Here is a 12,868-nt window from a genome sequence, read left to right on the forward strand (position 1 = left end):
GTCAATCGCTGGCGCGCAGGATGCGGGCTGGTCTTACCGATAGCGGACGTAGAGCGAATGCAAGCCCTGCACCCAGTGTCACGACCATTCCGGCCAATACGATGCCAACGGCTGAAGGCCAGATAACCGTATAGCCGGTGTCGAAAATATAGGTGGCGACGGCCCAGCCCCCCAGAATTCCGACCAGAAGGGCGACTCCCCCAGCGGCTGCTCCCAGCAAGACAGCACGCAGAGCAAAGCTTCCCAGGATGCGCTGCCGGTTCGCCCCGAGTGTTTTCAGCACCGCAGCTTCGTAGCGTCGCGCAGGCTCTCCGGCGGCGGCTGCGCCGATCAGGACCAGAAACCCGGTCAAAAGCGAGACACCTGCCCCGTAGGAGGTTGCCGCCGCCAACCCGGCCAGCAGGCCCGACACCCGGTCAATCGCGTCCCGCACCCGGATCGCGGTGATATTGGGGTACTGGTTGGCCAGATCGCGCAGGATCGCGGTTTCGGCCTGTTCCTCGGCATAAACGGTGGCGATGAAACTGTGTGGTGCACCGGCCAGCGCCGAGGGGTTCATCGACATTATGAAGCCCATGCCTGCCGTCGAAAAGTCAACCTCGCGCAATGAGGTCAGGCGGGCCGTGATATCTCGGCCCAAGATGTTAACCGTCAGTTCATCCCCAAGGGCCAGCCCCATCTCTGCGGCCTCTTCCGCGGCGAAGCTGACCTGCGGTTCTCCGGAATAGTCTTCGGCCCACCAATCGCCTGCTGTGACGCGGGCGTTTTCGGGCGGGCGGGTCGAGTATGTGATACCTCGGTCGCCTTCCAGAACCCAATGGTCCCCGGCAACGTCGCGCGCGGGGCGTCCGTTGATCTGGGTGACGATGCCGCGCAGCATCGGTGCGCTTTCGATGCGACTGACGGATGGGTCGGTCTCAAGACGCTCGGTGAACCCTGGCATCTGGTCCTTTTGGATGTCGACAAAGAAATAGGACGGCGCAACATCCGGCAGGTTGCCCGAGATCGCGTTGCGCAAGGTCCCATCGATCTGCCCAACGGCGGCCAGAACAGACAGGCCGAGACCGAGGGACAGGACCACCGATGCCGCGCCCTCACGTGGGTCGGAAATAGCCGAGAGCGCCCATCGCAGGGCAGGGCGGCCACGTGCTGCGGGTTTGCCCGCGCGGGCGATGCGGCCGATGGCGATGGCCGATAGGGACAGCAGGATGAGCGCGCCGACCAAGCCAGCGCTGGTCCAAAGCGTCAGTCTGGCCGAGCCGCTGAACCACGCGGCGATTGCAATCAGCAGAACCAGCCCGAAACCGGTGGCCATGACATAGATGGGTCGGGGGAGGGTGCGGGCCGTGGTCAGCGCATCACGGAACAGAGTGGCGGCGCGCACTTCCTCAGTTCGGGCCAGTGGCCACAGGGTAAACAGGAAAGCGGTCAGTATGCCGTAGATCGCAGCCTCGGCCAACGCTTGCGGGTAGACGGCGAACACCGCCGGGATCGGCAGCAGGCTTTGGATCATTGGAGCCAAGGCCAGCGGTAAGACCCCGCCCAATGTTACGCCGATGGCTATTCCGATGCCCGACAAGAGCCCGATCTGGATCATATAGGTCTGGAAGATCGTCGCGCGGTTGGCCCCCAAGGTGCGCAAGGTGGCGATGGTTTCGGTCTTCTGCGACAGGTACGCGCGGACGGCTGCGGATACGCCTATGCCTCCGACTGCCAGCCCCGAAAGGCCGACCAGAACCAGAAACGCGCTGAGGCGGTTGACGAATTCCGTGATGCCCGGTGCCCCGTTGCGGGCGTCGGTCCAGCGCATGCCGGTGCCGTCGAATGCCTCCTTGGCCTGCTGGGAGAGGTCTGCAAGATCAGTACCTCTGGGCAGATCGAGGCGGTATTTGGTCGAAAACAGCGTGCCAGGGGCCAATAGGCCGGAGGCCTGTAAGTCCTCGGTTAGGACCAGTGTTCTTGGCCCAAGGGCGAATCCGTCCGCCGCACCGTCCGGCTCATGACGCAGGGCCGCCATCAGAACAAACTCCTGCGTGCCCAAGGCAAAACGGTCTCCGACCGCCAGCCCCATCCGGTCGATCAAAGCGGGGGCCATGACGGCACCAGGCAGGCCGTCTGCGCCTGCAAAAGCGTTGTCCAGAGGTATGTCCGGGACCAGAGTAACGGCCCCAACCAAAGGGTAAGTGCCATCCACCGCTTTGACTTGTGTCAGGGCCCGCTCGGTTCCGGTGTCTTGCGCGGCGACAGCCATCGACCGAAAATCGACAACCTCGGACACTTGTTGCGCGGTCTCGTCCATCCAGCGCCGTTCTTCGTCGCTGGCAAAGCGATAGGTGAACTCAAGCTGCGCGTCCCCGCCCAGCAAGGCAGCCCCTTCCTGCGTCAACCCTGTCTGGATGGCCGAGCGGACCGAGCCGACCGCAGCAATGGCCGCAACCCCAAGGGCGAGACAGGCGAGTAAGATACGAAAGCCGCGCAGGCCTCCGCGCAGTTCACGACGTGCCAGCCGTCCGGCCAGTCGCAGGCTCATTCTGCGGCCTCTTGCTTGGTCTCATCCGAGATGCGGCCATCGCGCAGGCGCACAACGCGGTCGCAGCGCGCCGCCAGAGAAGGGCTGTGCGTAACCAACACCAAGGTCGCGCCGTGCTTGTCACGCAGACCGAACAGCAGATCGACGATTGCCGCACCGTTGGTTTCATCCAGATTGCCCGTAGGCTCATCCGCCAGAAGGATCTGAGGGCGCGGGGCCGAGGCGCGGGCCAGGGCAACACGCTGCTGCTCACCTCCGGACAATTGCGCCGGATAGTGGTCGCGTCGATGGGACAGGCCGACGGTGTCGAGTTCTGCCTCTGCGCGGGTGAATGCGTCCTTGTGGCCGGCCAGCTCCAACGGGGTGGCGACGTTTTCCAGTGCTGTCATAGTGGGGATCAGATGGAAGTTCTGGAACACGATACCCATCGTGTCGCGCCGAAAGCGGGCCAGCGTATCTTCATCCATTGTCGTCAGGTCCTGACCCAAAGCCGAGACGCGACCGCCGGTCGCTTGCTCCAACCCGCCCATCAGCATCAGCAGCGAAGATTTGCCCGACCCGGATGGCCCGATCAGCCCCAGACTCTCACCCTTCGTCACGGACAGAGAGATTTCATGCAGGATATCGACCCGCCCGGCATTGCCATCTAGAGACAAAGAGGCATTTTGGAGCGTAAGAACAGCTGAAGTCATTGGTCTTTCCATCGGAGGGCAGTCAATTGGGATATGGAGCGTTTGTAGCTCTGCGCAAGGTTCTGGTTTCAGGGCTGTTTGTCAGTTGGGGCTATACTGCAACAGCCGAGCCCGTGGTGATTGCCGCATTGGGGGATTCGCTAACCCAAGGCTATGGGCTGGTCGAACAGGATGGGTTTGTCCCACAGCTGGAACGCTGGCTGCAGGCGAACGGGGCCGAGGTTCGTTTGATCAACGCAGGTGTCTCGGGGGACACAACGGCGGGCGGCGCGGCGCGGGTCGAGTGGACTTTGACGCCGGATGTGGACGCGATGATCGTTGCGCTGGGTGGCAACGACTTGCTGCGGGGCCTCGACCCCGATCTGTCGCGCGCCAACTTGACCACAATCCTGAGCGCGGCTGAAACAAGCGATGTCGACGTTTTGCTGATCGGCATGCAGGCCCCCGGCAACTATGGTCCGGACTACAAACAGGCGTTCGACACGATCTACCCGGATTTGGCTGAACAGTTTGATGTCCTCTACGCCGAGAGTTTCTTTGACGGTCTCGCCTCGAGTGGTGATCCGAACGCAGTCAGCCAATACATGCAGCCTGATAGGATTCACCCGAATGCCCAAGGCGTCGCGCGGATTGTTGAGGCGCTTGGCCCATCCGTGCTGGAACTGGTCAAGATGTCGGGTGATGAGGGCTAGGGGTCGTTAGACCACTGTGACGACCGTTCCGATTGGCACACGGTTGTAGAGATCCACCACATGTTCGTTCATCATACGGATACATCCGTTCGACGCGGCCCGTCCAATCGTCTGCGGCTGCGTTGTGCCGTGGATGCGGAAATAGGTGTCGACGCCGTTCTGGAACAGATAGAGCGCCCGCGCGCCCAACGGATTGTCGCCCCCGCCGGGCTGAACATAGTCGTTATCCTTGAAACGGGCATAGGCCACCGGGTCACGCTCAATCATTTCTTGCGTGGGCCGCCAGGTGGGCCATTCCTTCTTCACGTCGATGGTCGCAGTGCCGGTAAACTCCAACCCGGCTTTACCGACCCCACAACCATAGCGGACCGCCTTGCGCGGTTCGGTCACGTAATACAGGTAGAATGATCGCGGCACGACCAGCAGCTGCCCCGGCTGAAACTGCTTTTTGATCCGGACAAATTGCGGTGTGGGATCGTACTCGGTAGCCTTCTTGGCGACGGCGATACCGGGGAGAAGGCTCAGGGCCGTTCCGGCCAGAAAAACACGACGTGTAAACATGTGCGCCTCTTGAATTGACCTGAAAAATCATCACTCGAATTCCAGAATGATATCTTAATTGGTCAATTATGGGGCAGATATTACGAAATCGTGATCTGAGGCCTTACGGCCACAAAAAAGGGCGAGGTTTACCCCCGCCCGTCTGAGTGGCTTATGCCAGCTCGATATTGTCCGCGCTTTCGCGACCGTCACGACCCGAGCGCAGCTCGTAGGTGACTTTCTGGTTGTCGGCCAGACCGGTCAGGCCCGAACGCTCGACAGCCGAGATGTGAACGAAGATGTCTTTGCCGCCATCTTCGGGTGCGATGAAGCCGTAGCCTTTGGTGGTGTTGAACCATTTTACGGTGCCTGCAGGCATATCCGTGTCTCCTGTTTAGTGCTGCCCACGTGGATGCGGCAGCCTGGCGTCGTCGGTCTGGATCGAATGACTGAGCGCCGTAGAAGGAGACAGTGGGTCGAAATAGAAAAACGTTAGCTCTTTGGATATGGCATTGGGGTGGCGGTGTGGCAAGGGGGGGAATTTGCTCCGTGGTTGCAAGCCAAAGATTTTCTGGCTGGCAAAAGCGCCTGCCTACAATGTGCCCGCAAAAGCCTGTGCCAGCAGACTTCCGGGCGGAAGATTTATTCTGCCGTCGTTTTGGGCCGACCTGTAGCCTTCGCTGACCTTGCGGGCCATTGATCCGTAAAAATGCAGCGTTTCACTGTCCCGCGGTTTTTCCAATGGATAGATCTGCGGCTTGAATGTGTTTTTTCGAATCTTTGGGGCACCGTAAGGATAGTGCACCGGAGGGGGCGTGAGTGTCACCTCGGGGTGGTCCAGAGCAAGCAATGACAACAGGATAGGGCCGAAGAAGCTCCGGGGAAGATCGTTGGAAAAGAAATGAACGTCTTTGACGCGATCAAATACGGCCACTGCAGACTCGTCGCGGCCTTTATGCGCTATTTTTGCATTCCATGAGTCTCGGAACTCTATTTGGTTGCAGGTGAACATTCCCAGATAGTCGGCAAAAAGGTCGGATTCCGGATCAAGATACATCACTCCGTTCCAGATGTGCCGCGCCCCTCCGCGATATTCGCGACCAACGGTCAGGAGGCTGCCGTTGCATGTCACCGGCTTTAGAAAATAGACGTCGCAATCGACCCAAATCAGCCCCATTTGCTGCATCATTTTCAGCCGGAAGAAATCCGAAAAACGCGCAGGATACTGCCCGAGAACCTCGCTGAGTTCTGGTGTCAGGGGGAGGATGTCAGACGCATCACGCAGGACAATGCCGTCTGGTACTTGTAAAGACGTTGTGTCGTACGAAAAAAGATAGAGCGTTTGACCGGCGCGGGGAAAGGACGACAGGCAGGCATGTTCGACTTCGCCCAAATTCGGGCCGGACCAAAATGTGCCAAAACCGTTTTGCTGCATTTTGATCTGTTTCCGCGCACTTACTGATAGAAAACCACTGTCTGGTGCTAGTACTCTGCAAAACCAGTATCAAGATTTTTCTGCTAAGGATGGCCGGATCTTGTGGCGGTGATGCCGGAACACAGAGCTCCGGCATCGCTTTTTGGTGCTACCGCGCAAACTTCTTATGCTTCAACCGCTTGGGCTCCAGCGCATCCGGTCCCAGACGGCGCTTTTTGTCCTCTTCGTAATCCTCGAAGTTGCCCTCGAACCACTCAACATGCGCGTCGCCCTCAAACGCCAGAATATGCGTACAAATCCGGTCAAGGAAAAAGCGGTCGTGCGAAATGACCACAGCGCAACCGGCGAAATCGACCAGAGCGTCTTCCAGCGCGCGCAGGGTTTCGACGTCGAGGTCGTTGGTCGGTTCGTCGAGCAGGAGGACATTGCCGCCCTCTTTTAGCAGGCGGGCCATGTGGACGCGGTTGCGCTCACCGCCTGACAGCAAGGAGACCTTTTTCTGCTGGTCGCCGCCCTTGAAATTAAACGACGAGCAATAGGCGCGGGAATTGACCTGCGCGTCGCCCAGTTGGATGATCTCGGCGCCGCCGGTGATTGCCTCCCACACGGTGTCGTTGTCAGCAAGGTCGTCGCGGGACTGGTCGACATAGGACAGCTCGACTGTGTCGCCCAGCGTGATGGTGCCGCTGTCGGGTTGTTCTTGCCCAGTGAGCATCTTGAAGAGCGTCGACTTACCAGCACCGTTAGGACCGATAACGCCGACGATGCCGCCGGGGGGCAGGGCGAAATCCAGTCCCTCGATCAATTGCTTGTCGCCCATGTGTTTCGACAGGCCCTCGACCTCGATCACCTTGCCGCCGAGGCGCTGGCCGTTGGGGATGACGATCTGGGCGCGGGTCAGCTTTTCGCGTTCGGACTGTTCGGCCAGCTCGTTATAGGCGTTGATCCGGGCCTTGGATTTAGCCTGACGAGCCTTCTGGCCCTGACGCATCCACTCCAACTCGCGCTGAAGGGTCTTCTGCTTGGACTTGTCTTCGCGGGCTTCCTGCTCCAGCCGTTTGGCTTTTTGTTCCAGCCATGCGGAGTAGTTGCCTTCGTAAGGGATGCCACGGCCGCGGTCGAGTTCGAGAATCCAGCCAGTGATGTCATCCAGGAAGTAACGGTCGTGGGTGACGATCAGGATGGTGCCCTTGTAGTCGATCAGGTGCTGTTGCAGCCAGGCGATGGTCTCGGCGTCCAGATGGTTGGTCGGTTCGTCCAGCAGCAGCATGTCGGGCGCTTCCAGCAGCAGTTTGCACAGCGCCACGCGGCGTTTCTCACCCCCCGAGAGGTTGGCGATGTTGGCATCGTCCGGCGGGCAGCGCAGCGCCTCCATCGAGACGTCGATCTGGCTGTCGAGGTCCCACAGGTTTTCGGCGTCGATCGCGTCCTGCAGGGTGGTCATTTCCTCCATCAGCTCGTCCGAGTAGTTCTCAGCGATCTCCATGGCGATTTCGTTGAACCGGTCGACCTTGGCCTTTTTCGCGGCCACGCCCAGCATGACGTTTTCGCGGACGGTCAGCGATTCATCCAACTGCGGTTCCTGCGGCAGATAGCCGACCTTTGCACCTTCTGCGGCCCATGCCTCACCAGTGAAGTCGGTATCGAGGCCCGCCATGATCTTCATAAGTGTCGATTTACCCGCGCCATTGACGCCGACGACACCGATTTTCACGCCGGGCAGAAAGCTCAGGTGGATGTTTTCAAAGCACTTCTTGCCACCGGGATAGGTCTTTGAGACACCCTGCATGTGGTAGACATATTGATAGGCGGCCATGTCGCGTCCTCTGGGTCGGGGAAATTGGGTTGAAACGCTTGATATCCAAGCGGAGCGGGCGGGGCAAGCTGGTGGTTTCGTGATTTTTGCTTAGACCTTGGGCGGGCTAGAGTGGGTTCGGTTTGAGAGGCGCGTGAGATGTCAGAATTTGCGGAATTGATTGCTGGGTGGGCTAAGCCCGGTCGGGTCGATAGGATTGGTTTGCGTCCAGCCCGACGGGCGGAGATCGTCACCTTGGGCGACGCTATGATTTCCGCCGATGGTTTGGACGGAGATCGCAGTCGAGCGGGCAAAAGGGCGGTGACCTTGATCCAGCAGGAACATTTGGCGGCGATTGGCTCGTATCTTGGACAAGGGCCGATTGCGCCAGAGATATTGCGGCGCAATTTGGTGGTTTCGGGAATTAACCTCGCGGCGCTCAAAGGGCGCGAAGTGCAGGTGGGTGAGGCGATTTTGCGCTTTACCGTGATCTGTGCGCCCTGCAGTCGGATGGAGCAAGCGCTGGGAAAAGGCGGCTATTCCGCCGTGCGTGGGCATGGCGGGTGGTGTGCCGAAGTGGTGCGCCCTGGACGCGTTCGGGTGGGCGATACGGTGCAACCGATTGATTGACAAGCTGCTTCAGTTCTGAACATCAGCAAGGGATGTTGCGCAGCCAGATACCATATGCTCGACCCGGACAGGTCATTGGGCTGTTCGGAGGGTCCTTTGATCCTCCGCATCAAGGTCATGTGCATGTCACGCTTGAGGCGATGAAGGCGTTCGGTTTGGATCGTGTGTGGTGGCTGGTTTCTCCGGGTAACCCTCTGAAACAGCAAGGGCCTGCGCCTTTGCCGCGTCGGTTAGAGGCCGCGCGGGCGGTGATGCAGCACCCTCGGGTGGACGTTACGGATATCGAAGCGCTGACGGGTACGCGGGCGACGGCGGATACTCTGGTGGCCCTCCGGCGGCTTTATCCTCCAGTTCGGTTCGTCTGGATCATGGGGGCTGACAATCTGGCGCAGTTTCACCAATGGAAGGACTGGCGGCTGATCATGGACAACGTCCCCGTGGGTGTTGTGGCGCGACCGGGGGATCGAATTTCCGCGCGGATGTCGCCAGCGGCGCGGGTCTACGCACCCTACAGAATTGACGGGCAGGCTCGGCATTTATTGGGGCGCGCGCATGCTCCGGCATGGTGTTTCGTGAACGTGCCGATGGTCAATCTCAGTTCAACTGATCTTCGCAATCGCGGCATCTGGGCAAACGGAGTGTTGCCCGAATAGCCACATTGCCTGCATATTCTCATGCAATGGTTGTCCAAATTTCATCTCTGGGATTTTAATTGACCCATGGTTGATCGTATTTCACGCCGATTGTTTCTGGCAGGGTTGAGCGCATCTGCGATCCCTGCGGCTGCCATGGCGCAGGCGCCTTTGGTATCCTTGCGGCCTCAGGCCCGTGGACCTCAGCTGACCGGGGCCGAGCGGTTCGTGCGCGCAGCCGGGCTGCGGGGCGATGTGATCTTTGCTGTGGCAGATGTTGAGACAGGCACTCAGCTTGAGGCGCTGGGGGGTGAGGCCGGGTTGCCCCCGGCGAGTGTGGGCAAGGCGCTGACCGCGCTCTATGCGTTGGACGTACTGGGTCCAGATCATCGCTTTGAGACCAAGCTTCTGGCGGATGGGCCAATTGAGAATGGCATTCTTAAAGGCGACTTGATCCTTGTCGGTGGCGGCGACCCTTTATTGGACACTGATGCATTGGCAAGCATGGCAGCCAATCTGCGCGAGTCTGGGGTGACCGAAGTTCGCGGGGCGTTCAAAGTTTATGACGGAGCCTTGCCCTACGTGTTCAGCATCGACCCAGGGCAGCCAGATCATCTGGGCTATAGCCCGGCGATCAGTGGAATTTCTTTGAACTTCAACCGCGTTCATTTCGAATGGAAGCGGGCCGGGACGAATTACAACGTCACGATGGATGCGCGCAGCGCCAAGTACCGTCCGGATGTCGATATGGCTGTTATGCGGGTCGAACCGCGCAGCCTGCCGATCTACACCTACCAACCCAGCGCGCGTCAGGACCGCTGGACCGTGGCCAAAGGCGCGCTGGGCAAAGGCGGCGCACGTTGGTTACCCGTTCGAAAACCTGCGCTTTATGCGGGCGATGTGTTCCGCACGCTTGCCCGCTCAAACGGGGTTGTTCTGGGTCGGGTGCAAGTCACTCAGGAAACTCTAAAAGGCACTGCGTTGGTTGTGCATCAGAGTGACCGGTTAGAGAGCATCCTGCGCGGGATGCTGAAATACTCGACCAATCTGACGGCAGAAATGGTAGGTATGGCGGCTACTAAAGCACGCGGGGTCAGGCCGCGTGATCTGGCAGACTCGGCGGCTGAGATGAACCGCTGGGCGGATGAGACCTATGGGGCCAGCCAAATCGCCATGGTGGACCATTCGGGCCTCGGTGATATGTCTCGCATGCCTCCGGGTGATCTGGTGAAAGCGCTTGTCGCGGCGCGCAAAACCGGGGCGCTGCGGCCCCTGCTCAAACCTTTCACGCTGACCGATAGTCAGGGTCGGGCGGTCAAGGATCACCCCATCAAGGTGAATGCAAAAACCGGAACGCTGAACTTCGTCTCGGGTCTTGGCGGCTTTCTAACCACGGCCGACGGGTCCGAACTGGCCTTTGCGATCTTTACGGCAGATGTGGACCACCGCGCCACGATCCCGCGCGAGCAACGCGAGCGACCAGAAGGTGCCCGCAGTTGGAACCGCCGGTCGCGCAAGCTTCAGCGGGCGCTGATTGAACGCTGGGGGTCTCTCTACGGCAGTTGAGCCTAAACTGCGTGGCGCGCGCGGGCACCGCGTTCGATGGCGGCAGCGTGCAGGCGGTCGATGTTCAATTCATAGCGGATTTCTTCCAACAAACGCAGCTCGGTCTCGGCTAGCGAGCCGTCTGCGGCGGCCACGTCACAGGCCAGCGCATAAGCCGTTTCGTTCAGGCGCTCGGGCAAGTTGTCTCGGATCAGGCCGAAGAGAGCATCCAACCCATCTTCCTGCTCGAACAGGTCGAACACGATTTGCGAAACCCGGCGGGTGCGGTCGATGTCATAGCCCGCAAAAACAGGCAGCATGTTCACCGCGCCTTCGATCTTGACCAGTTCGGCGGTGCGGATCGTCTCATCCGACGCCGAGATCGCGACCATGATCGCCACAAGGCAATCTTGCGGAGACATCGGGTGTGGTACTTGGTCGGTCATTGGGTCGTCCTGAGTCATTTGCTGCCGTCGCACGATAGGAGGGCTGGCGGGCAGGTTCAACGGCTTTTGCGGGCGCGTGTCAGAGAATTGGCAGTGGTCCCCGCGTTTTGGTCTGACGCAGCACGAAGTTGCTGCGGGTGTCACGGACCAGACCTGACTTCAGAAGGCGCTGCATTATGAAAAGCTCAAGATCTTCGGGCGATTTGGCGTAGACCTTGAGGAGGAAGTCATGATCTCCGGTAATCGACGCGCATTCCACGATCTGAGGCTCGGTCTCAACCAGACGGAGGAAGGCGTTGATGCTGTCTTCCTGATGGCTCTGCAACGCGACGTGAATATAGGCAATTGCGTTCAGCCCGACGGATTTGGCACGGACCTGCGCGGTGTAGCCCGATATAACGCCCGATGCCTCAAGATCCCGCACCCGACGCCAGCATTGCGAGGCCGACAGGCCTGTGCGGTCTGCAAGTTCCTGCATCGACAACCGGCCATCGGTTTGCAGCTGTTGCAGGATGGCCAGATCAGCAGGATGAAACGTTTGTGCCAATTTTGACCTCAATGCAAAATGATCCGTTCAACAATAAGCGATTTTCCCATTTATAGAAACTGAATTCGCCACCGCCCTTGAATAGAATATTTGTGAAGGGGAGGAGAAGATGCCGAAATCAACGAAATACCGCGCTAAAATCGCCGATGCGAAGGGTCATATCGCGTATACGGCTGAAGAGGACGCCGTTTGGGCTGATCTCTACTCGGCGCAGCAGGACAACGTGCAGAAATACATGGCGCGCGACTATCTCGACGGCCTGAAACGGTTGGAGTTGCCGAAGACCCGTGTGCCCTCTTGCAAGGATATCTCGGAACGTTTGTTGGACCTGACCGGATGGCGGGTTCAGCCCGTGCCAGCGCTGATTGGGTTCGAAACCTTCTTCGGGATGCTGGCCGACAGGGTGTTTCCGGCAGCGTCCTTTATCCGCTCACGCGAGGATTTCGACTATATTGAAGAGCCGGACATCTTTCACGAGATCTTTGGGCATACGCCCTTGCTCAGCGATCCCAGATTTGCGGCGTTCAGTCAGGCCATCGGCAAGGCCGGGGTGCAGGCTGGGCCGAAGGACTATGCCTGGCTGATCCGGCTTTATTGGTTTTCGGTCGAGTTCGGGTTAAGGTGGCAAGACGGTGAGATCAAAGCGCTGGGATCGGGACTGGCGTCCTCGCCCACTGAACTTGTCTATGCGGTCGAAAGTGATATGCCGGACCGGGACCCGTTCGACGTGCTGACGATCCTGCGTACTCCATACCGGATCGACATGCACCAAATGGGCTACTTTGTTCTGCAAGACCCCGAGGCGCTGTTCGCCGCGGCCGACAGGGACCTGTTGGCAGATGTAAGACAGGCGCAGTCGCTCGGTCTATTGCCCAACAAGTTCCCACCCAAAGCAACAGCAGCGGAGTGATCGAAAATGACCACAACAGGACAAACCTGCAACTTGTCAGACCGTACGTGCGTACCTTGTTCCGGCGGCATTCCAGCCCTGACGGCAGACGAGGCGAATGCTCATATGGGCGAGCTGTCATCGGAATGGGCACTGAATGTCGGGTCGACCGAGCTTAGCCGCCACTTCGCGTTCAAGGGTTTCGCTAAGGCGACATATCTGGCCAATCTCTGTGCATGGCTGGCGGATCAGCAGGGCCACCATCCCGATATCTCGTTCGGCTGGGGCTATGTGGATGTCAGGCTGACAACTCATGAAATCGGCGGACTCAGCGAGAATGACTTTATCTGGGCGGCGAAACTGGACCAGTTGACCGGTTAAATCGGCCTTTGCCTTCGGAAAAACCCCGTGCTTTTTTGACTCATGCTGCACCGGAACGACGGGAGGGCGCGCGGGGAGGTTCAACTGGAATGTGACTACGCGCGGGGTTCATGC

14 protein-coding genes are annotated in these 12,868 nt (G+C 59.4%); 6 read left to right on the top strand and 8 right to left on the bottom strand.

Translation table 11 applies throughout. The features are described 5' to 3' along the window. Window position 1: 1 nt before the first annotated feature. The gene (locus ACR0AI_RS16730) at window positions 2-2,530 is read right to left on the bottom strand and encodes an ABC transporter permease (protein WP_480675676.1); all 2,529 of its coding nucleotides are present in this window, start codon (window positions 2,528-2,530) and stop codon (window positions 2-4) included. Continuing rightward, a complete protein-coding gene (locus tag ACR0AI_RS16735) occupies window positions 2,527-3,222 on the bottom strand; it encodes an ATP-binding cassette domain-containing protein (RefSeq protein WP_170468773.1) in 696 nt (231 codons plus the stop codon). The genes ACR0AI_RS16730 and ACR0AI_RS16735 overlap by 4 nt, the downstream gene beginning before the upstream one ends. 26 nt (window positions 3,223-3,248) lie before the next feature. On the opposite strand from ACR0AI_RS16735, the gene ACR0AI_RS16740 reads away from it, so the two are divergent. Then, window positions 3,249-3,914, top strand: coding sequence for an arylesterase (locus ACR0AI_RS16740; protein WP_480675678.1), 666 nt, complete (start codon window positions 3,249-3,251; stop codon window positions 3,912-3,914). A gap of 6 nt (window positions 3,915-3,920) precedes the next feature. Here the strand turns inward: ACR0AI_RS16740 and ACR0AI_RS16745 are convergent, their stop codons facing one another. The 4 genes from ACR0AI_RS16745 to ettA all read right to left on the bottom strand — a co-directional run bounded on the left by ACR0AI_RS16745 (window position 3,921) and on the right by ettA (window position 7,705). Further along, window positions 3,921-4,475, bottom strand: a complete 555-nt coding sequence (locus ACR0AI_RS16745; RefSeq protein ID WP_480675680.1) for a L,D-transpeptidase — start codon at window positions 4,473-4,475, stop codon at window positions 3,921-3,923. A gap of 151 nt (window positions 4,476-4,626) precedes the next feature. Next, entirely contained in the window at window positions 4,627-4,833 is a 207-nt protein-coding gene (locus ACR0AI_RS16750) for a cold-shock protein (RefSeq protein ID WP_170378838.1), read from the bottom strand. Between the two features lie 213 nt (window positions 4,834-5,046). Beyond that, on the bottom strand, window positions 5,047-5,889 hold the full coding sequence (locus ACR0AI_RS16755) for a glycosyltransferase family 32 protein (RefSeq protein WP_480675682.1): 843 nt from the start codon (window positions 5,887-5,889) through the stop codon (window positions 5,047-5,049). A gap of 148 nt (window positions 5,890-6,037) precedes the next feature. Further along, window positions 6,038-7,705: an energy-dependent translational throttle protein EttA gene (gene ettA, locus ACR0AI_RS16760; RefSeq protein WP_170462733.1), complete on the bottom strand. Its 1,668-nt coding sequence runs from the start codon at window positions 7,703-7,705 to the stop codon at window positions 6,038-6,040. A gap of 138 nt (window positions 7,706-7,843) precedes the next feature. Here ettA and ACR0AI_RS16765 point away from each other — a divergent pair, with 138 nt between their 5' ends. The 3 genes from ACR0AI_RS16765 to dacB all read left to right on the top strand — a co-directional run bounded on the left by ACR0AI_RS16765 (window position 7,844) and on the right by dacB (window position 10,512). After that, window positions 7,844-8,314, top strand: a complete 471-nt coding sequence (locus ACR0AI_RS16765; protein ID WP_480675684.1) for an MOSC domain-containing protein — start codon at window positions 7,844-7,846, stop codon at window positions 8,312-8,314. A gap of 32 nt (window positions 8,315-8,346) precedes the next feature. Next, window positions 8,347-8,967 carry a nicotinate-nucleotide adenylyltransferase gene (locus ACR0AI_RS16770; protein WP_480675686.1) on the top strand — a complete coding sequence of 207 codons (621 nt, stop codon included), beginning with the start codon at window positions 8,347-8,349 and terminating at the stop codon, window positions 8,965-8,967. Between the two features lie 66 nt (window positions 8,968-9,033). Continuing rightward, window positions 9,034-10,512, top strand: a complete 1,479-nt coding sequence (gene dacB, locus ACR0AI_RS16775; protein ID WP_480675688.1) for a D-alanyl-D-alanine carboxypeptidase/D-alanyl-D-alanine endopeptidase — start codon at window positions 9,034-9,036, stop codon at window positions 10,510-10,512. Between the two features lie 2 nt (window positions 10,513-10,514). Here dacB and ACR0AI_RS16780 read toward each other — a convergent pair whose 3' ends face one another. Further along, window positions 10,515-10,937, bottom strand: a complete 423-nt coding sequence (locus tag ACR0AI_RS16780; protein ID WP_170639976.1) for a tellurite resistance TerB family protein — start codon at window positions 10,935-10,937, stop codon at window positions 10,515-10,517. Window positions 10,938-11,016: 79 nt separating this feature from the next. Continuing rightward, a complete protein-coding gene (locus tag ACR0AI_RS16785; RefSeq protein WP_480675690.1) occupies window positions 11,017-11,484 on the bottom strand; it encodes an Lrp/AsnC family transcriptional regulator in 468 nt (155 codons plus the stop codon). 109 nt (window positions 11,485-11,593) lie between these two features. Here ACR0AI_RS16785 and phhA point away from each other — a divergent pair, with 109 nt between their 5' ends. Both phhA and ACR0AI_RS16795 read left to right on the top strand, forming a co-directional pair. Beyond that, the gene (gene phhA / locus ACR0AI_RS16790) at window positions 11,594-12,394 is read left to right on the top strand and encodes a phenylalanine 4-monooxygenase (protein WP_480675692.1); all 801 of its coding nucleotides are present in this window, start codon (window positions 11,594-11,596) and stop codon (window positions 12,392-12,394) included. A 33-nt stretch (window positions 12,395-12,427) separates the two neighbouring features. Beyond that, window positions 12,428-12,754 carry a 4a-hydroxytetrahydrobiopterin dehydratase gene (locus tag ACR0AI_RS16795; RefSeq protein ID WP_480675694.1) on the top strand — a complete coding sequence of 109 codons (327 nt, stop codon included), beginning with the start codon at window positions 12,428-12,430 and terminating at the stop codon, window positions 12,752-12,754. The last annotated feature ends 114 nt before the right edge of the window (window positions 12,755-12,868 follow it).

It is taken from the genome of Ruegeria sp. BG3, from assembly GCF_056538485.1.